The organism is Archangium violaceum, assembly GCF_016859125.1.
GTDB lineage: Bacteria > Myxococcota > Myxococcia > Myxococcales > Myxococcaceae > Archangium > Archangium violaceum_A.
In genome coordinates this window covers 5,246,986-5,264,978 of the sequence record NZ_CP069338.1, presented here as the reverse complement: position 1 = coordinate 5,264,978, position 17,993 = coordinate 5,246,986, and the positions used below count along the sequence as shown (strand labels likewise).

Annotated in this window: 18 protein-coding genes; 14 read left to right on the top strand and 4 right to left on the bottom strand. The window is 69.3% G+C overall.

What is annotated here, in order from left to right; all coding sequences use genetic code 11:
- The first annotated feature begins 40 nt into the window (after positions 1-40).
- Positions 41-727, top strand: a complete 687-nt coding sequence (locus JQX13_RS22595; RefSeq protein WP_203410992.1) for a hypothetical protein — start codon at positions 41-43, stop codon at positions 725-727.
- Positions 724-1,056 (top strand): transcriptional regulator, encoded by a 333-nt coding sequence (locus JQX13_RS22590; protein WP_203410991.1) that lies wholly within the window; start codon positions 724-726, stop codon positions 1,054-1,056. The genes JQX13_RS22595 and JQX13_RS22590 overlap by 4 nt, the downstream gene beginning before the upstream one ends.
- Before the next feature lie 42 nt (positions 1,057-1,098).
- On the opposite strand, the gene JQX13_RS22585 is transcribed toward JQX13_RS22590, so the two are convergent.
- The 3 genes from JQX13_RS22585 to JQX13_RS22575 form a co-directional block, all read right to left on the bottom strand.
- On the bottom strand, positions 1,099-1,998 hold the full coding sequence (locus JQX13_RS22585; protein ID WP_203410990.1) for a DUF2381 family protein: 900 nt from the start codon (positions 1,996-1,998) through the stop codon (positions 1,099-1,101).
- A 24-nt stretch (positions 1,999-2,022) separates the two neighbouring features.
- A complete protein-coding gene (locus tag JQX13_RS22580) occupies positions 2,023-3,714 on the bottom strand; it encodes a serine/threonine protein kinase (RefSeq protein WP_203410989.1) in 1,692 nt (563 codons plus the stop codon).
- A gap of 96 nt (positions 3,715-3,810) precedes the next feature.
- Positions 3,811-4,173, bottom strand: coding sequence for a hydrogenase maturation nickel metallochaperone HypA (locus JQX13_RS22575; protein WP_203410988.1), 363 nt, complete (start codon positions 4,171-4,173; stop codon positions 3,811-3,813).
- 204 nt (positions 4,174-4,377) lie between these two features.
- On the opposite strand from JQX13_RS22575, the gene zwf reads away from it, so the two are divergent.
- The 6 genes from zwf to trxA all read left to right on the top strand — a co-directional run bounded on the left by zwf (position 4,378) and on the right by trxA (position 10,831).
- Positions 4,378-5,922, top strand: coding sequence for a glucose-6-phosphate dehydrogenase (gene zwf, locus JQX13_RS22570; RefSeq protein WP_203410987.1), 1,545 nt, complete (start codon positions 4,378-4,380; stop codon positions 5,920-5,922).
- Positions 5,919-6,587, top strand: a complete 669-nt coding sequence (gene pgl, locus JQX13_RS22565) for a 6-phosphogluconolactonase (protein ID WP_203410986.1) — start codon at positions 5,919-5,921, stop codon at positions 6,585-6,587. The genes zwf and pgl overlap by 4 nt, the downstream gene beginning before the upstream one ends.
- 81 nt (positions 6,588-6,668) lie before the next feature.
- Entirely contained in the window at positions 6,669-8,108 is a 1,440-nt protein-coding gene (gndA, locus tag JQX13_RS22560) for an NADP-dependent phosphogluconate dehydrogenase (RefSeq protein WP_203410985.1), read from the top strand.
- 62 nt (positions 8,109-8,170) lie between these two features.
- Positions 8,171-9,424 carry a uracil-xanthine permease family protein gene (locus JQX13_RS22555; RefSeq protein WP_203410984.1) on the top strand — a complete coding sequence of 418 codons (1,254 nt, stop codon included), beginning with the start codon at positions 8,171-8,173 and terminating at the stop codon, positions 9,422-9,424.
- Positions 9,425-9,451: 27 nt separating this feature from the next.
- Positions 9,452-10,375: a LysR family transcriptional regulator gene (locus JQX13_RS22550; protein ID WP_203410983.1), complete on the top strand. Its 924-nt coding sequence runs from the start codon at positions 9,452-9,454 to the stop codon at positions 10,373-10,375.
- A 129-nt stretch (positions 10,376-10,504) separates the two neighbouring features.
- A complete protein-coding gene (gene trxA, locus JQX13_RS22545) occupies positions 10,505-10,831 on the top strand; it encodes a thioredoxin (protein ID WP_203410982.1) in 327 nt (108 codons plus the stop codon).
- Positions 10,832-10,838: 7 nt separating this feature from the next.
- Here the strand turns inward: trxA and JQX13_RS22540 are convergent, their stop codons facing one another.
- Positions 10,839-12,467, bottom strand: a complete 1,629-nt coding sequence (locus JQX13_RS22540; protein WP_203412168.1) for an acyl-CoA synthetase — start codon at positions 12,465-12,467, stop codon at positions 10,839-10,841.
- Between the two features lie 249 nt (positions 12,468-12,716).
- Between JQX13_RS22540 and JQX13_RS22535 the strand changes: the two genes are divergently transcribed.
- The 6 genes from JQX13_RS22535 (at position 12,717) to JQX13_RS22510 (ending at position 17,972) form a co-directional block, all read left to right on the top strand.
- On the top strand, positions 12,717-13,226 hold the full coding sequence (locus JQX13_RS22535; protein ID WP_203410981.1) for a hypothetical protein: 510 nt from the start codon (positions 12,717-12,719) through the stop codon (positions 13,224-13,226).
- Positions 13,227-13,242: 16 nt separating this feature from the next.
- A complete protein-coding gene (locus JQX13_RS22530) occupies positions 13,243-13,776 on the top strand; it encodes a metal-dependent hydrolase (protein ID WP_203410980.1) in 534 nt (177 codons plus the stop codon).
- A gap of 86 nt (positions 13,777-13,862) precedes the next feature.
- Positions 13,863-15,383: an acetyl-CoA hydrolase/transferase C-terminal domain-containing protein gene (locus JQX13_RS22525; protein ID WP_203410979.1), complete on the top strand. Its 1,521-nt coding sequence runs from the start codon at positions 13,863-13,865 to the stop codon at positions 15,381-15,383.
- A gap of 42 nt (positions 15,384-15,425) precedes the next feature.
- Positions 15,426-15,824: a hypothetical protein gene (locus JQX13_RS22520; RefSeq protein ID WP_203410978.1), complete on the top strand. Its 399-nt coding sequence runs from the start codon at positions 15,426-15,428 to the stop codon at positions 15,822-15,824.
- Between the two features lie 83 nt (positions 15,825-15,907).
- Entirely contained in the window at positions 15,908-17,089 is a 1,182-nt protein-coding gene (locus tag JQX13_RS22515) for an acetylornithine transaminase (protein ID WP_203410977.1), read from the top strand.
- A 31-nt stretch (positions 17,090-17,120) separates the two neighbouring features.
- Positions 17,121-17,972: an alpha/beta fold hydrolase gene (locus JQX13_RS22510; protein WP_203410976.1), complete on the top strand. Its 852-nt coding sequence runs from the start codon at positions 17,121-17,123 to the stop codon at positions 17,970-17,972.
- Positions 17,973-17,993 lie beyond the last annotated feature (21 nt).

Here is a 17,993-nt window from a genome sequence, read left to right as displayed (position 1 = left end):
TGTAACGCAAACCTGTCTGCCCGACCACGGGGAGGCCACCATGTCCGAGCAACGACTCCAACGCATTCAGTTCGTGACGACATATTACGAATGGCTCCAGGGCCTGCGCTTCGTGCCCTTCGGGCTGGTGCAGCTCGGCTTCGCGGCGTGGCTGGCCCTGCCGGAGCCGGAAGGGGTGGATGCGAAGGGCCGCCTCGGGGTGGCGCTGCTCGCCATGCTGGTGGGAATGCTGGTGGCCGCGGGGCTCTACGCGCTGGCGGGAGCGTACTACCGCCGGAGGTTCGGAGAGGTACGCAGGAGCGCCTCCACGCACCAGCGCATGAAGCAGGCCATCGGGGCGTCGGCGGTCTTCGGGCTCATCGCGGGGCTGCTCACCGCGGTGATCCACAAATCCACGCCGCTCACCGGGTTTCCACTCTCCGAGATCCTCTTCGCCTCGGCGCTGGCCGTGGCGTGGTACTGGAACTGGAGTGGCCGCGTCGCACGCCACTACCTCGGCGTGGCCGCGGGCTTCGCGCTCCTGGCGGTGCTCCACGCCTTGGAGGCCAACCCGGTGTATGCGCTGTTGCCGACGCTGCCCCTCACCTCCGATCTGCGTGGCGGGGCGGTGACCCTGGCCGGCGCGTGGGGGGTAGCCATCGTCGTGATGGGCATGATGGACCACTGGCTGCTCGTGCGCACGCTGGGCCACGCGCCGGAGCCCGAGTTCGGGGAGGTGCCGGAATGAAGGCCCCCTTCGAGGAGCTGGCGGCGTTGGATCGGCTCGTCCACGAGCCCGCGCGGCTGGCCCTGCTCACCGCCCTCGCGGCGTGCGAGAGCGCGGACTTCCTCTACCTGCAGCGGCTCACCGGCCTGTCCAAGGGAAACCTGTCCAGCCACCTGTCCAAGCTGGAGGAGGCGGGGCTGGTCACGGTGGAGAAGCAGTTCAAGGGCAAGACGCCCCTCACCCGCATCGCCGTCACGGAGGCCGGACGCGAAGCGGTGGAGCGGCACTGGCGGCAGTTGGAGCAGTTGCGCGGCAAGGCCCGGCGCTGGGTGCCGCGAGGCTCGGACTGACGAGCGTCAGAACCAGCGGAAGGAGGAAATGGAGCACCTCCTCTACGGGAACGGCACCTCGGGAATGGTGATGGCTCGCCCTCCTGCATCCCACAGCCTCAGCGTCAATTCGCCTTGAGCCTGCGCTTCGGCTGTAGCGACCTCCACAATCACTGACCTCACCTCGTTGGGCGCAATGACGTCCTCCTGGTGGAACTTCACCCCCTTCATCTCCTCGCCACGGGCGTCCACCAGGGAGGCCCCGGCCGCCATCCAGGGCTCCGACCCGGAGTTCTTCAACAACACGTCCACGGCCATGCTCTGCTCCGCGCGGTAGCTGGCACCCGTCACCACGGAGAGACCTCCATCCGACGGTTCGCGCACCTTCGATTTGAGCACTTGAGCCCGAACCCCGCTGTAGCCAATCGTCTTACTGGCAATGAGACTTCTGAGCCCCCCTGATTGACCGAGCAGGGCCTGTGTCCGCGCGAGCTCCTCGCGGAGTTGCGCATTCCTCGCACGCTCCTGAACCACCTCCCGCAGGAAGGACTCCCGAGTGCGCTTGTCCCGGTATACCTCCACCTGATGCGTCGCCCGTCCCGGGTGGGCCACCAGCACGAAGGAGCTACCGCTCGAGGACGTATCACCCTCGAAGCGCACCGTGAGCCGTAGCCGTTCCCCAGGAACCATGTCTGGCGGCGGCATCAACGTCAGGAGTCTGCGAACACGGACCACCTCCTCGAACCGCACTTCATCTTGCAATTCCACGACGGTGGGGGCGTCGAAGCGCAGGCTCGTCACGAGCCCCGGACTGACGCAGAGTTCCCGGGCCGCGGTGACGGGCGCCACTGCCAGCTCGATGCGCTGCACGGCCTCACAAGCGGCGACCGCAGGTGGCGCCCCAACGGGGACACCACGAGGAACCATGAGGGCCAGGATGGCGAGGGGGGTGAATGAAAGCACGTGAAGCAGCCTCCAACATCGGACCTAGTGGAAGCGAGACACCGCGATGACACGGGGGTCGTAGATGATGCGAGCCTCCTTCGCCGTGCTCCCGGGCTCCATCTCGATTCCGAGCACGTCGGGAGACGTCAGCCACTCCAGGCAGACCGGTACGGCCTCCCCGCTTGGGAGGATGGCCTGGGTGAACCGGCCATAGACACGTTCCGTTCCGAAAAAGACCTGACCCGTGAAGCGGGTGGAATGCGGAAATCTCCCCCAATCGCCCGCTGACTCGACCGTGATGGGGCCCTCCCGGACAATGGCGATTCGGGTCTCCGAGAAGGCTGGAAAATACGTGGGATGCGTCGTTCCTTCGTAGATTCGGAATTGCTTGCGGGCCGCGGCGGCTCCGGGCGGGCACTCCGCCGGCTTGGGAGGCGGACGTTGCTGAGGGCCGCTCGCGCAGGCGGAGCCAACAAGGCAGGCGGCGGCGGCAAGGGAACGGATCTTCTGGGGTTTTGTCATCACGGGGTCCTCGGCTCGGGTCGCACGGGCGACAGGCGCGGGAGTGGGTGACGTCTGGGGTGTCGCGCCCGGACCAACTTCTTCCGTCAGGTGAACGGGCGCTATTTCCTGGCGAGGGACAGCCTGCTGCGGCGGGGGTGGGATGGGCGACGTGGTACGTTGGGTCGCCGCCATGAGTCCCATCCCCACGGCCGAGCCAAGGACGAGCCCGGCCGCCCAGGGCCGCCACCGTCCCGCCGGGCGGGCCCGAACCATCGGGCCAGGAACGGGAGTCGGTGCTGGAGCGAGCGTCTGGGTTGGCCGTCTTCCTCCGGGGAACAGCGGCGCGTGCCAGGCGTCATCCGCCAGGGTCGCCGCGTCCTCCAGCGCCGCCTCGAGCGCCTTGGCGTCCGCGAAACGCGCCTCGGGAGCCTTCTCCAACATGCGCAGACACAGCGCGCCCAGCGCCGGGGGCACGCGCGGGTTGAGCACCTGCGGAGCGGGGGGGAGCCCCTCCAGGATGGCGCGCACCATGCCCAGGTCGTGCCGGTCTCCGAAGGGCAGCTCGCGCGTGAGCAGTCCATACATCGCGACGCCCAGCGCCCACAGATCGTCTCCCGGGCCGGCGGGATAGGGCTCTCCCTCCCAGGCCCGGGCGAAGCGCAGCGCCTCGGGGCTGCGGTATTCCGGGGTGCCCGGCGGCAGCCGCATCGTCAGACGCGGGGCGCCCTCGTATGCGGCCGCGCCGAAGTCCACCAACACCGGCTGCCCATCCGCCTCGCGGATGATGACGTTGGTCTCCTTCACGTCCCGGTGCACCACCCCCGCGGCATGCACGTCCGCCAGGGTGCTCGCCAGGGGCACCAGCACCTGGCGCACCAGCTCGAGCGCGGACGGGTTCTCCTCCCGGACCCACACGTCCAGCGAGCGGCCCTCTATCAACTCGAGGGCCAGGACGAGGAACCGGGGCTCCTCGTCCGGCCAGACGCTGTACCCGTGGAAGCTGACGACGTTGGGGAACTGCGCGCGGCGCAGCGCATCCACCTCGCGGTTGCCCCGCTTGTCCATGGGCACCAGCTTCACGGCGAAGCGGCGCCCGTCCCGGAAGGCCTTGAAGACGGTGCCGAAGCTGCCGGAGGCGAGCTTCCCCTCGATGATGAAGCCCGCCACGCGCTCGCCGGGCGAGAGCTCCACCCAGGGCCGCTCCCAGGCCCCGTCCATGTCGTCGTGCATCCAACCTCCCTCGTGGAGGGAGGCTACCTGACCGATGAGGAGCCGCCCCGGATGCCAGGGGTAGGGAGGTTTCCACCCGACGTCGGCGATGGGCCGTCAGTCCACCTCGATGGCGGTGACGGCCAGTCCCGTCTGCCCGAGCTGCTCCCCATCGGCGCTGCCGCACACCGGGCAGCGCAGCAGGTGGTGCTCGGGGGCGTAGGTGCGGCCACACGTCCGGCAGCGCGCCTCCACGTGGATGAGGTTCAGCAACAACCGGGCCCCCTCCGCTCGCGTGCCCCGGGCGTGGGCGGCGAACTGGGAGGACAGGCCCTCGGGGGACAGGGACTCCGTCTCCGCCACCCACCCGCGCACCACGCGGATGCGCGCGGCGCCGTGGATGACGGCCCGCTGGAGGACCGTTTCCAGCACCTGCCGGGCCAGCATGGATTCCTGTAGGACGGGGATGTGGGGGGACATGCGCCGCGCCAGCCTATGCACCCGTCCCGAGCACCCGCGAGCGGGAGCGGCCCGGCACGTCCTCCGGCGAACGGTTGCGCTTCCCACATCCAACACCGGACGAGAGCCCCGTCCCCAGGACGGGGGCATCCCACGAATGATTGATGCACCAGCGCGGGCACGAACGCATATGTTCCCCCCGCATTCGAGGTTCCGGAGGGCGACATGGAAGAGCAGGGCCTGCACATCGAAACCCATCCCCGAGAAGGAGACCCGCTGGTACGGGCAGGAAGACCCGACCCATGCATCATGGTCCTCTTCGGCGCCACGGGAGACCTGGCGCAGCGCAAGCTCTTCCCGGCCCTCTTCGAGCTGGCGCGCCAGGGGCTGCTGCCCAACAACTTCGCCGTGGTGGCCTTCAGCCGCTCGGAGCACAACCTGGAGCAGTTCCGCGCCCAGGTGAAGGAGGGGCTGCAGAAGTTCGCCCGCACCCAGCCGTTGGACGAGGCCACGTGGGAGCGGCTCTCCTCCAAGCTGGAGATGATGACGGGCGGCTACGACGACCCGGAGTCCTACACCCGTCTGCGCGAGCACCTGGAGCGCATCGCCGAGCGCTTCGGCACCCAGGGCAACCAGCTCTACTACCTGGCCACCCCGGCCTCCACCTTCCCCTCGCTGCTCAACGGTCTGGCCGGCTCCGGGCTGCTGTACCGCGAGGACCCCGCCGTGAAGCGGCCCTGGCGGCGGCTCGTCATCGAGAAGCCCTTCGGCCGCGACCTGGCCACCGCGAAGGAGCTCAACCAGGCCCTGGCCGCGGTGCTGGACGAGAAGCAGATCTTCCGCATCGACCACTACCTGGGCAAGGAGACGGTGCAGAACATCCTCGTCTTCCGCTTCGCCAACGCCATCTTCGAGCCGCTGTGGAACCGGCAGCACATCGACCGGGTGGAGATCACCGCGGCGGAGAAGATTGGCGTGGAGGGGCGCGGGCGCTTCTACGACGAGACGGGCGTCATCCGGGACATGGTGCAGAACCACCTGTTGCAGGTGCTGGCCCTGTGCGCCATGGAGCCCCCCGTCTCGTTCGGCTCGGAGGACATCCGGGACGAGAAGAACAAGGTGTTCCGCGCGCTGCGCCCCATGGTGGGCGGCGAGGTGGCCAGGTACGTGGTGCAGGGGCAGTACAAGGGCTACCGCGAGGAGCACGGGGTGGCGAAGGACTCGAAGACGCCCACCTACGTGGCCCTGAAGACATACATCGACACGTGGCGTTGGCAGGGCGTGCCCTTCTACGTGCGCGCGGGCAAGAGCCTGAGCAAGCGCGTGACGGAGGTGTCCATCCACTTCAAGCCGGTGCCGCACTGCCTCTTCAACACCGGCGACACCTGCCAGCGGCTGCAGCCCAACGTGCTCACGCTGCGCATCCAGCCGCGCGAGGGCATCGCGCTGAGCTTCGAGTCGAAGGTCCCCGGCGAGGACATCAACATCGCGGGCGTCACCATGGACTTCGACTACTCGGAGAGCTTCCACAAGCCGGTGCCGGAGGCGTACGAGCGGTTGATGCTGGACTGCATGCGGGGCAACACCACGCTCTTCGCGCGGCAGGACAGCGTGGAGCAGGCGTGGGCGTGGGTGACGCCCATCATCGAGGCGCTGGACGCGGGCAAGGGTGGGCCGATGCAGACCTACGAGCCCGGGAGCACGGGGCCGGACGCGGCGGCGGCCCTGCTGGCGCGGGATGGCCGGCGTTGGACGGAGCTGAAGGGATGAGGCCGGCCCCACTCGTGGTGGAGAAGGAAGCGATGGGGCCCGAGGGAGCGGACTGGGTGGCGCGAGAGCTGCGCGCGGCCCTGGCCGGGGGCGGGAGGGCCAGCCTGGCGCTGTCGGGCGGGAGCACCCCGGGGCCGGTGTACCGGGAGCTGGCGACGCGGGACGTGCCGTGGGAGCGGGTGGACTTCTACTTCGTGGACGAGCGCTTCGTGCCGCCGGACCACCCGGAGAGCAACTACCTGCTGGCGGAGGAGGCGCTCTTCAAGCCGCTGGGCGTGCCGCCCCCTCACATCTTCCGGATGCAGGGCGAGCGGACGGACCGGGAGCAGGCCGCGAGCGACTACGAGAAGCTGCTGCCTCCGGTGCTGGACGTGGTGGTGCTGGGCATGGGCGAGGACGGACACACGGCCTCTCTCTTCCCTGGCCACTCCGCGCTCCAGGAGAAGGAGCGGCGGGTGCTGGCGGTGGTGGGACCCAAGCCTCCGCCGTGGAGGATGACGCTGACGCTGCCCGTGCTCCAGTCGGCCCGGAAGGTGCTGGGGCTGGTGAGCGGAGCGGGTAAGCGGGACATGGTGCGCCGGGTGCTCGCGGGGGAGGACCTGCCCGCGGCCCAGGTGGAGCAGGCGCAGTGGATGATGGACCGGGCCGCGGCTGGCCAGCAGTGACACCGTGAATGCACCCTCTCCCTCTGGGAGAGGGCTGGGGTGAGGGTCTTCCCCCGGAACCAAGACACAGGAGTCAACGCAATGACGACAGCACAGGGCGCACAGCAGGGGCGTGCGCAGTTCGGCGTGGCGGGTATGGGGGTGATGGGGCAGAGCCTCGCGCTCAACGTGGCGGACCACGGCTTCCGGGTGGCCGTGTGGGATCGCCATCCCGAGCGCTTCGATGACCTGCGCCAGAAGGGCGCGCCCGACAGCCTGAAGGGCTACGCGGCGTTGGAGGACTTCGTGGCCGCGCTGGAGCGCCCGCGGCGCATCATGCTGATGGTGACGGCGGGAGCGGCGGTGGACTCGATGATGGAGCGGCTGGAGCCGCTACTGCAGCCAGGGGACATCGTGCTGGACTGTGGCAACTCCTGGTTCCAGGACACGCGCAAGCGCGAGGCGGAGTGGAAGCAGAAGGGGCTGCTCTTCCTGGGCGTGGGCGTGTCGGGGGGTGAAGAGGGAGCGAGGTACGGCCCGTCCATCATGCCGGGAGGCCCGGCCGAGGCGTACGCGCAGGTGCGCCCGGTGCTGGAGGCCATCGCCGCGAAGAGCGAGGCGGGCGTGTGCGTCACCCACGTGGGTCCGGACGGTGCGGGCCACTTCGTGAAGATGGTGCACAACGGCATCGAGTACGCGGACATGCAGCTCCTGGCGGAGACGTACGACCTGTTGCGCCACGGGCTCGGGCTGTCGGCGGACCAACTGGCGGACCTCTTCTCGCAGTGGAACCAGGGCATCGCCGAGTCCTTCCTGCTGGAGACGACGATCAAGGTCCTGCGCAAGAAGGACGCGGAGACGGGCAAGCCGCTGGTGGATCTGGTGCTGGACAAGGCGGGCCAGAAGGGCACGGGCAAGTGGACGGTGCAGGTATCGCTGGACCTGGGCGTGCCGGTGCCCTCCATCGCCGGGGCGCTGGACGCGCGCAACCTGTCGTCGATGAAGGACGAGCGCGTGGCGGCGAGCCGGGTGCTCCACGGCCCGAAGGGCGAGTCGCTGTCAGCGGACGAGAAGGCGAACCTGGCGGCGTGGGTGCATGACGCGCTGTACGCGGCGCGGGTGGTGACGTACGCGCAGGGGATGCGGCTCATCCAGGCGGCGTCCAACGAGTACAAGTGGAACGTGTCGCTGGCGGAGATGGCGCGCATCTGGCGGGCCGGCTGCATCATCCGCGCGAAGTTGCTCACCCCGCTGCGCGAGGCCTTCGAGAAGAAGCCGGACCTGCCCAACCTGATGCTGGCCGACAGCCTGGCGCCGGTGCTGGAGAAGATGGCGCCGTCCTGGAGGCGCACCATGGCGGTGGCCACGCGGCTGGGGATTCCGGTGCCGGTGTTCAGCGCGAGCCTGGCCTACTTCGACAGCTACCGCAGCCCCGAGCTGCCGCAGAACCTCACCCAGGCCCAGCGCGATGCCTTCGGCGCCCACACCTACCAGCGTCGCGACAAGCCCGAGGCTGGCTTCATCCACTCCGACTGGAGCTGACGCGCCCACCCGAACAAGAAGGCAGTACCCGGGAGGGGCACCGGTGCGCTAAGGCGCGCCTCATGCAGCCCCTCCCGCTCCAGAAGAAGGTCGTGCTGGGCCTCCAGCACACCATCGCCATGTTCGGCGCCACCGTGCTGGTGCCGCTCCTCACCGGCCTCAATCCGAGTGTCGCCCTCTTCGGAGCGGGGCTGGCCACCCTGCTCTTCCATGCGCTCACCGGGTTCGGCGTGCCCATCTTCCTGGGCAGCAGCTTCGCCTTCATCGCCCCCATCATCGCCGTGCTCGAGGCGGAGGGCCCCGCCGCCGCGGGAGGAGGGCTCGTCGCCGCGGGTGCCATGTACGTCGTCTTCTCCGCCCTGGTGAAGGCCGTGGGCGTGCGGCGCATCCAGCAGATCTTCCCCCCCATCGTCACCGGCCCCGTCATCATCGTCATCGGGCTCAGCCTCGCCGGGGTCGCCGTCAACCAGGCCCAGAGCCATTGGGGGCTCGCGCTCATCACGCTGCTCGCCGCCATCCTCACCAGCGTCTTCGCCCGCGGCCTCTTCAAGATGATTCCCATCCTCATCGCCGTCATCACCGGCTACGTGGCCGCGCTGGTGCTCGGACTGGTGGAGCCCGCGAAGCTCGCTGCCATCCGCGACGCGGCCTGGGTGGGCCTGCCTCCGTTCCACGCCCCGGCGTTCTCGTGGAGCGCCATCTTCGTGCTCGCCCCCGTGGCCGTGGTCACCTTCATCGAGCACATCGGCGACGTCATCGTGAACGGGCGCGTGGTGGGGAAGAACTTCCTCGAGCGGCCCGGCCTGCCGCGCACCCTCTTCGCCGACGGCATCGCCAACATGCTCTCCGCGGCGATCGGGGGGCCGGCCGCCACCACCTACGCGGAGAACACCGGCGTCCTCGCCGTCACCCGCGTGTATGACCCCGCGGTGCTGCGCATCGCCGCCGGCTTCGCCATGCTCTTCGGCCTCTCGCCCAAGCTGGCCTCCGTGTTCCAGAGCCTCCCGGCCGGCGTGCTCGGCGGGGTCAGCATCCTGCTCTTCGGGATGATCGCCTCCGTGGGCATCCGCACCCTCTCCGAGGCGCGGATCGACTTCGCCCACAGCCGCAACCTCATCGTGGTGAGCCTCATCCTCGTGCTCGGCCTGGGCGGTGCGAAGGTGCCGGTGACACTCGGCGAGGTCCACGTGGAGCTGCACGGCATGGCCCTGGCCGCGCTCGTGGGCATCCTCGCCAACGCGCTCCTGCCCGCCTCGCTCGACCGCGAGGAGCTGGATGCGCACCCCGCCTCGGACGATCCCGCGGGCGGAAGATAGATCGCGAGCAACCCGAGACCTCCGCCCATGTCCCCGACTCCGCCGCTGCTCGATGACATGCTCGTCTTCGCCGAGGTGGTGAGCGCTGGCGGCATCACCGCGGCGGCGGCGAGACTCGGGTTGCGCAAGTCCACGGTGAGCCGCCGACTGGCGGCACTGGAGGAGCGGCTGGGCACGCGCCTGCTCGAGCGCAACACGCGGCGGCTGCGGCTCACGGAGACGGGGCGCGAGTACCACGCCCACTGCGCGAGGCTCGTCGCCGAGGCCCGCGAGGTGAACCGGGCCCTGAGCGAGTCGCGAGGCACGCCCCGAGGCACGTTGCGCGTGGCCACGTTCTCGCTCCTGGGCGAGCTGCTCACCCCCGTCATCACCGAGTTCCTCCTGCGCCACCCTCAGGTGCGCGTGGAGGTGTCGCTCGCCGAGGCGTACGTGGACCTGGTCGCGGATTCCTACGACATCGCCCTGCGAACCGGGCCGCTCCCGGACTCGTCGCAGGTGGCGCGGCGGCTCGGAGACGTTCGCACCGGCTACTACGCGAGCCCCGCCTATCTCAGCCGGCGCGGCACGCCCCGCTCACCGGATGAGCTCGAGGGCCACGAGTGCGTCCTGGTCGCCGAACCGGGCACGAGTGAAGTGTGGTTCTTCGCGGGTCCCCGTGGCGCTCGCACGGTGCCGGTGAGCGGCCGGTTGCAGGTCCCCAGCGTTCGCGCCGGTCACGCGGCGGCGCGCGCGGGTCTCGGGCTGGTGAGGCTGCCCACCGTCCTCGCGGTGGATGACGTACGCGCGGGCGTGCTCGTCCCCGTGCTGGAGGCGGTGTCACCGCCGGGCCTCCCCATCTACGCCGTCTACCCCAGCAGCCGGCAGCTTCCCCTCAAGGTGCGCGCCTTCCTCGACACGCTCGCCCAGCGCAGCGCCGCGTTGCCGTGGGAAGAACCAGGCCGGTCTCGCTGACTGACCGGGGCTCTTCGCGGAACAATCCATTGCGCCACGGGCTCTCGCGCGTCCTCGTCGGGGCCCTTAAACCCTTGCCATGGGAAATCGGGCGACGACACGCCCTTCCCTGAAACGAGGACACACACCATGGCTGGAGACATCATTCATCTGGGAGACGCGGACTTCCAACGCGAGGTGCTGGAGGCGGAGGGGCCCGTGCTGGTGGACTTCACGGCGACCTGGTGCGGGCCGTGCCGCGCCCTCTCGCCCACGATGGAGGCGCTCGCCACCCAGCACAAGGGCCACTTGAAGGTGGCCAAGCTCGACGTCGATGACAACCAGGGGACGGCCCAGCAGTACGGAATCCGCTCCGTCCCCACCCTGCTCTTCTTCAAGCAGGGCAAGGTGGTGGGGCAGATCGTGGGAGCCCCACCTCGAGCCAGGCTGGAAGGCGCGATTCAGCAGCACATCTGATGAAGGATCAGTCCTTCTTCGGAGGCTGCTGAGACATCGCACGGAGCTCCGTGCGGCGGATCTTCCCGCTCACCGTCTTCGGGAGCTCGATCACGAACTCGATCTCCCGAGGATACTTGTAGGGCGCCGTCGTCTTCTTCACGTACTCGCGCAGCTCCTCGGCGAGCGCCTCCGAGCCCTTGAAGCCCGGCGCCAGCACCACGTACGCCTTGATGCGTTGGCCGATCCGCTCATCCGGCACGCCCACCACCGCGGACTCCGCCACCGCGGCGTGCTCCAGCAGGGCCGACTCCACCTCGAACGGCCCCACCCGGTAGCCCGACGTCTTGATGACGTCGTCACGCCGTCCCACGAACCAGAAGTAGCCGTCCGCGTCCTTCACCGCCCGGTCGCCCGTCACGTACCAGTCGCCCCGGAACGACACCAGATTGGACGACTCGTCGTTGAGGTAACCATCGAAGAGGCCCACCGGCTTCTCCGGCTTCACCCGCACCGCGATGTCGCCCTCCTGGCCCGCCGGTAGCTCCTTCCCCTCGTGGTCGATGACGGACACGTCGAAGCCCGGAGACGGCTTGCCCATGGAGCCCGCCTTCGGCTCCAGCGAGGGGAACATCCCCACCAGAACCACCGACTCCGTCTGCCCATAGCCCTCGCGGATGTGCAGCCCGGTGGCCTGCTTCCACGTGTCGATGACCTCGGGGTTGAGCGGCTCGCCCGCGCTCAACGCGTGCCGCAGCGACGACAGGTCGTACTGGGACAGGTCCTGCAGCACGAGGGCGCGCCAGGCCGTGGGGGGCGCACAGAACGTCGTCACCTTCTGGCGCTCGAGCACCCGCAGAATCCGCGCCGCGTCGAACCGGCCCCGGAAGTCGTACACCACGTTGCACGCGCCCTGGCTCCACGGGCCGAACAGCTTGCCCCACGCGCACTTGGCCCAGCCCGTGTCCGACAGCGTCAGATGCCGGTCCTCCGGCGTCAGGTCCAACCAGTAGCGGCCGGTAATCTGGTGCCCCAGCCCGTAGCTGGCCTGCGTGTGCTGCACCATCTTCGGCATGCCCGTGGTGCCCGACGTGAAGTAGATGAGCATCGGATCATCCGCGCGCGTGCGCTCGAACTGCGCGCCGTGCTGGCCCGTGCCCGCCCCTCCCGGCGGGAAGACCACCCAGGGCGAAGGCGCGGAGCCCACCGCCACCCAGGTCTCCACCCGGCCCGTGCCCACCAGGCCCTCGAACCTGTCCAGACAGCTCGCGTCCGCGATGACCCCGTTGGCGTCCGCCGCCAGCAACCGGTAGCGGATGTCCTTGGCGGTGAGCATCGGCGTGCCCGGCATGAAGACGATGCCCGCGCGGATGCAGCCCAGCGTGAGGAACCACCACTCCGGAATCCGCGGCATCATCACGAAGACGCGGTCGCCCTTGTGCAGGCCCAGGCTCGTGAGGAACTGCGCCGCGTGCAGCGAGCGCTGCTTCACCTCCTTCCAGGTGAAGAGCTGCGCGTGCCCGGCCTCGTCACTCCACTGCAGCGCGGGCGCATCGGGGCGCTCGGTGGCCCAGCGGTCGACGAAGTCCGTGGCGAAGTTGAAGTACTCGGGGCGCTCCCACCGGAATCCGCGGTAGGTGGCCTCGTAGTCGGTCATGTTGCGCGGTGTGGTCGAGGACAAGACTCGCTCCTGTCGAAGGGCGGCACGAGCTTGTCACGGATGCACCGCCCTCTCACCCGTTCTCTCTCCCGCGATCCCGGAAAAATCGCCCTGGAGTGGAAAATCACACGGGTTTGGCGTCAGAATGGAAGCGGTTGACGGCCCGGGGGAAGCGGAGGGGTCGCCTCGGTAGGTGAGATGGGCGGCCGTCACGTCACTCCATTCACGCTCCCGGGGGGAAGCCATATGAACGCGATGGCCCTGACAGCCGCCGCCCAACGCCGGTCCTTCAACGTCTACGCGCGAGTGCTCGCGACGCAGATTCTCTACATCGCTCCGCTGCTCTGGCTCCTGGAGCTGAGTCAGAACCTGGCCTGGAAGGCGGTGAACGGGACGTACGGCTGGGTGTACCCGGACTCGCCCTACGGGTGGTTCTCGTTCGGGAGCATGATTCTCTGGGCGGGCTCCGTCTTCCTGATGTGGACGCTGCACTACTACTGGTTCCACCCCAAGGGCATGAAGCTCTGGACGCGCGTCGCCATCACCGCGGCGGTGTGCTGGGTGGGCGAGTGGGTGGGCGGCTTCCTCGCGGTGGAGCTCACCGGCAAGCACCTCCAGGTCTGGCCGGGCACGATGCTCGTCTACGTGAGCTTCCCCGCCATCTTCTTCTGGGTGAGCAACGTCATCATCTACCACCTGCTCACCGCGTACATCATCGACCTGACGCCCCACTACGACGCGCCGGCCGACGCCTGAGCCCCGAGCCCACCGCATGAATCCCATCGTCCACGCCGAGCTGTCCTGGTTGATGGCGCAGCACCTGGAGACCCGGCGGGACCGGGTGCTCGTCGCCTGCGCGGGGCTGGCCCCGGACCTCGATGGGCTGAGCATCCTGGGCGGTGGGGAGCTATACGCGCGCTACCACCACCTCCTCTTCCACGGGTACGTGGGCGCGCTGGTGACCGCGGGGGTGTGCGCGGCGCTGGCCCGGAGCCGGCTCCGGGTGGCCGTGCTGGCACTGCTGGCCTTCCACCTTCACCTGGTGTGTGACCTGGCCGGCAGCGGGCCGGGCTGGCCCATCTGGTACTTCTGGCCCACCAGCCAGCGCGAGTGGTACTGGGACGGCCAGTGGGACCTGGCCTCCTGGCAGAACAGCGTCATCGGGCTGGGGGTCACGCTGCTGTGCCTCGCGTGCGCGCTGCGCTACCGCCGCACCGCCGTGGAGCTGCTCTCCCCGCGCTGGGACGCCGAGGTGGTCCGCACCTTGAGGGCCCGCTTCCTCGGAGAGGGAAGAACCTCGCCCTGACGCGAGTGTGGAGTCCTCCGCAGGAGCGCGCCCGGCCCCAAGCCGCTCATGGACAGCCGGGGGACGCGGTATTAGAGCAGCGCCCAATGAGCACACTGCAGGAGCGAATCGAGAACGCGGAGCTGTTGGCCAAGGTCGTCCCGGTGGAAGAGGCGGTGAAGCACGTCACCGACGGCAACACCGTGGCCATCAGCGGTTTCACCAAGTCGGGTGAGCCCAAGACCTTCTTCCCGGCACTCGCCCGGCACCTGGCCGAGACGGCGCCCCACTCCCGCATCACCCTGCTGAGCGGCGCCTCGCTCTCCGATGACGTGGAGGGCCCCATGGCCCCCTTCATCCGCAAGCGCGGGCCCTACATGTCCTCGCCCATCTCGCGCAAGCTCATCCACTCGGGGGAGATGGACTTCACCGACGTCCACCTCTCCGCCTTCGCGCGCAACCTGATGTACGGCTTCTACGGGGACATCGACGTCGCCGTCGTCGAGGTGTCGCGCATCCGCGAGGACGGCAGTGTCGTCCTCACCTCCTCGGTGGGCGTCTCCGCCGAGGCGCTCTCCCGGGCGCGCAAGGTCATCCTCGAGGTGAACACCGCGTCGCCGGACTACACCGGCTTCCACGACATCGTCGTGCCCGCCGTGCACCCCAAGGTGGGCTGGCCGCTGCCGCTGGTGAACGTGCGCGACCGCATCGGCACGCCCTACGTCGAGTTCGACCGCAGCAAGGTGGTGGCCGTCGTCGAGTCCCGCACGCCCGACCACCCGGTGCCCTTCAAGGCCGCCAGCGAGACGGACCGCCGCATCGCGCAGAACGTCATCGACTTCCTCATGCAGTGCCGCGCGCAGTTCGGCTGGGGCAAGCGCCTGCCCCCCATCCAGTCCGGCGTGGGCAACGTGGCCAACGCCATCATCGGCGAGCTCTACGCGTCCCCCTTCCAGAAGATCCGCTTCTGGACCGAGGTCTTCCAGGACGGAATGCTGCGCTACGTGGAGGACGACGCGAAGTTCGAGAACGCCTCGGCCACCGCGGTCTCCTTCTCGGCCGAGGGGCGCCGGCGCTTCATGGAGCTGTTCGACCGCTGCCGGGACAAGCTGGTGCTGCGGCCCATGTGGCTGTCCAACAGCCCGGAGATCATCTCGCGGCTGTTCGTCATCGCGATGAACACGCCCATCGAGGTGGACATCTACGGCCACGTCAACTCCACCCACATCGACGGCTCGCGCATCGTCAACGGGCTGGGCGGCTCGGGAGACTTCTTCCGCAACGCCTACCTGAGCATCGTGCACACGCCGTCCACCCGGCCGCTGAAGGACGGGCGCGTCGTGAGCTGCGTGATGCCGTACGTGCGGCACATCGACCACACCGAGCACGACATCAAGTGCGTCGTCACCGAGCACGGCTACGCGCTCAACATGGACATCCGCTCGCCCAAGCGGCGCGCCGTGGACATCATCGAGAAGTGCGCGCACCCGCACTTCCGCCCGCTGCTGCACGCCTACCTGAACATGGCGGGCGCGGGAGACGAGCCCCGGGCCACCGACATGAAGGCCCTGGAGAGCTGGTGGAGGGACTACGATGAGGCCTGCCGCAACTTCCCCAAGGGCGGCTGAGCTGAGAACCCAGGCCCCCGCCCACCCGAAAGCGAGCCCCCCATGAAGACGCAGAAGCTGTCCGTGTTCGCCCTCGTCGCCCTCGGTGCCGCCGTCGCGGGCACCGTCCTGGGCTCGGCACCGTCCCGCGCGGAGCCGCCCGCGGTCATCCAGCCCATGGGCATGGTCCTGCCGACCAGCCTGCCCAAGGTGACCTTCTACTTCCGCGCACCAGGGGGCACGAAGCTCACGGGGGCCTTCATCGCCGAGGACGTGGGCAAGGCCGCACCGAAGAACTTCGTCATCGACTCCGCCACCGTCACGGCCGTGGACAAGATGGCGGCGACCTTCACGCTGGCCCGGCCCGCCAAGGGCTGGCCAGTGGGCCAGTACCGCCTCGAGGTGAAGCACGGGGACAAGCTCGTCCACGTCGAGCGCTTCATGATGATGGACGCGCAGTAGCGAGCGCGCGAGCTTCCGTGGTAGGGGCGCGAGCAACGGGCCGACCTTTCTTCCCACCGGCCTGATGCGAGGGAAACACCGAATTGAACAGCCCCACCACGCCCCCTTCTCCCCAGTCCTTCCTCATCCAGAACTACCGCCGCCAGGACGTGAGCTTCGTCCGCGGCGAGGGTTGCTACCTGTACGACGGCGCGGGCCGTAAGTACCTCGATGCCTTCGCCGGAGTGGCGGTGTGCACCCTGGGCCATGCGCACCCGAAGCTCGTGGAGACCCTGTCGCGACAGGCCGCGACGCTCCTCCACACCTCGAACCACTTCGAGCAGCGCGGGCAGGAGGAACTGGCGGCGCGCATCGTCCCCGAGGCCTTTCCAGGACGGATGCTGTTCTGCAACTCGGGGGCGGAGGCGAACGAAGCGGCCTACAAGCTCGTGCGCCTCTGGGGCAACGTGGCCCATGAGGGCCGCAAGCGCCGCATCATCGCCTTCGAGGGCAGCTTCCACGGCCGCACGCTCGGAGCGCTCAGCATCACGCACACGCCCGCCTACCGCGTGCCTTTCGAGCCCCTGCCTCCCACGGACTTCGTTCCCTTCGGCGACGTGGACGCGCTCGCCGCCGCCATGGGGGATGACGTGGCCGGTGTGTTCATCGAGCCCATCCAGGGAGAGAGCGGCGTGCGCGCGGCGCCTCCGGGGTTCCTGACGCGGGTCCGGGAGCTGTGCACGCGGCACCGGGCCCTCCTGGTGGTGGATGAAATCCAGACGGGGATCGGCCGCACCGGGCGGATGTTCTGTCACCAGCATGAAGGCATCACCCCCGACGTGATGACCCTGGCCAAGGGACTCGGCGGCGGCGTCCCCATCGGCGCCGTGCTCGCGACCGAGCCGGTGGCCGCGCTGCTCGAGCCCGGCCTGCACGGCACCACGTTCGGCGGCAATCCCTTCGCGTGTGCCGCCGGGCTGACGGTGATGAAGGAAGTCACGTCGCCGGGATTCCTCGGCAACGTCGTGGAGCGGAGCCATCAACTCCTGGAGGGCCTGCGCCGCGTCTTCGGCCCCACCCATGAGGTGCGTGGCATGGGGCTCCTCGCGGGAGTCCAGCTCCAACGGGCGCCCTCCGAGCTGGTGAAGGCCGCCCTCGCGGAGGGACTCGTCGTCGGAGTGGCGGGCAACAACACGCTGCGCATCGCTCCCTCACTCATCATCACCGCGGCCCAGGTGGACGAGCTGCTCGAGAAGCTCTCGGCCGCCCACCGCGCGCGGCGCTGAGCGCGGCCAGCCACAGGTTCGAGGTTGACTCGTGAGCATCTACCGTAGCCCGGAAGGACAGCGCGAAGTCGCTGCGTGGTGCGTCGGCCGGCTGGACGCGTGGGACGTCCCGCACGAGCGCGAAGTCCTCAACACGAGTCTCGGCTCCACCCACGTCGTTCGCGCCGGTTCGGGCGAGCCGGTGGTGTTGCTGCCTGGGACCAACTTCGCGACCGCGACCTGGTTGGAGCTCGTCGGACAGGTGGCGAGGACGCACTCCGTGCTCGCGGTGGACCTGCCAGGCCAGCCCGGGCTGAGCGCGGCCGGACGGCCCGGTCATTCACAGCCTGCCTATGGCGACTGGCTCCACGAGGTGGTGGATGCGCTCGGAGCCACGGGAGGCACGGTGTTGGCCCACTCCTTCGGGGGCGCGATTGCCCTGGCGGGTGCGAGCCGGGGAGCACGGGTGGGGGCGCTGGTGTTGGTGGCTCCCGCCGGGCTGGTGCGGCTGCGAGTGACACCCGGCGTGTTGGCACGCACGCTGCCGTGGCTGGTGCGTCCTCGGGAGGACTCCGCCCGAGGTCTGCTCAGGTGCATGCTCGCGCCCGGGGGCAACCCTCCCGCCACGCTCGTCACCTGGATGGCGCTGGTGGGGCGGCATGTGCGGACGTCGCTGGCGCCTCCGCCTCTGTCGGAGGCCGCGCTGCGAGAGGTGCGCGTCCCGGTGGCGATCGTGTCAGGTGAGGCGGACGTCTTCCTGCCCCCGGAAGCCTTGCGGAGAGGCGCCGCGCGGCTACCCGGGGCGACCTTTCGCGGCATCGCGGGCGCGGGGCATCTGCTTCCTCACGAGCGCGCGGAGGCGCTCCTCGAGACCGTCACCGCCGTGGAGCGAGGAAGGAGGTAGTCCGAAGAACCCCAGGCACAG

What these genes read in the sequence shown, in the direction of transcription:
- JQX13_RS22595 (WP_203410992.1), top strand. Translation starts at nt 41, where the DNA reads ATGTCCGAGCAACGACTCCAACGCATTCAGTTCGTGACGACATATTAC.
- JQX13_RS22590 (WP_203410991.1), top strand. Translation starts at nt 724, where the DNA reads ATGAAGGCCCCCTTCGAGGAGCTGGCGGCGTTGGATCGGCTCGTCCAC.
- JQX13_RS22580 (WP_203410989.1), bottom strand. Translation starts at nt 3,714, where the DNA reads ATGCACGACGACATGGACGGGGCCTGGGAGCGGCCCTGGGTGGAGCTC.
- JQX13_RS22575 (WP_203410988.1), bottom strand. Translation starts at nt 4,173, where the DNA reads ATGTCCCCCCACATCCCCGTCCTACAGGAATCCATGCTGGCCCGGCAG.
- zwf (WP_203410987.1), top strand. Translation starts at nt 4,378, where the DNA reads ATGGAAGAGCAGGGCCTGCACATCGAAACCCATCCCCGAGAAGGAGAC.
- pgl (WP_203410986.1), top strand. Translation starts at nt 5,919, where the DNA reads ATGAGGCCGGCCCCACTCGTGGTGGAGAAGGAAGCGATGGGGCCCGAG.
- gndA (WP_203410985.1), top strand. Translation starts at nt 6,669, where the DNA reads ATGACGACAGCACAGGGCGCACAGCAGGGGCGTGCGCAGTTCGGCGTG.
- JQX13_RS22555 (WP_203410984.1), top strand. Translation starts at nt 8,171, where the DNA reads ATGCAGCCCCTCCCGCTCCAGAAGAAGGTCGTGCTGGGCCTCCAGCAC.
- JQX13_RS22550 (WP_203410983.1), top strand. Translation starts at nt 9,452, where the DNA reads ATGTCCCCGACTCCGCCGCTGCTCGATGACATGCTCGTCTTCGCCGAG.
- trxA (WP_203410982.1), top strand. Translation starts at nt 10,505, where the DNA reads ATGGCTGGAGACATCATTCATCTGGGAGACGCGGACTTCCAACGCGAG.
- JQX13_RS22540 (WP_203412168.1), bottom strand. Translation starts at nt 12,467, where the DNA reads ATGACCGACTACGAGGCCACCTACCGCGGATTCCGGTGGGAGCGCCCC.
- JQX13_RS22535 (WP_203410981.1), top strand. Translation starts at nt 12,717, where the DNA reads ATGAACGCGATGGCCCTGACAGCCGCCGCCCAACGCCGGTCCTTCAAC.
- JQX13_RS22530 (WP_203410980.1), top strand. Translation starts at nt 13,243, where the DNA reads ATGAATCCCATCGTCCACGCCGAGCTGTCCTGGTTGATGGCGCAGCAC.
- JQX13_RS22525 (WP_203410979.1), top strand. Translation starts at nt 13,863, where the DNA reads ATGAGCACACTGCAGGAGCGAATCGAGAACGCGGAGCTGTTGGCCAAG.
- JQX13_RS22520 (WP_203410978.1), top strand. Translation starts at nt 15,426, where the DNA reads ATGAAGACGCAGAAGCTGTCCGTGTTCGCCCTCGTCGCCCTCGGTGCC.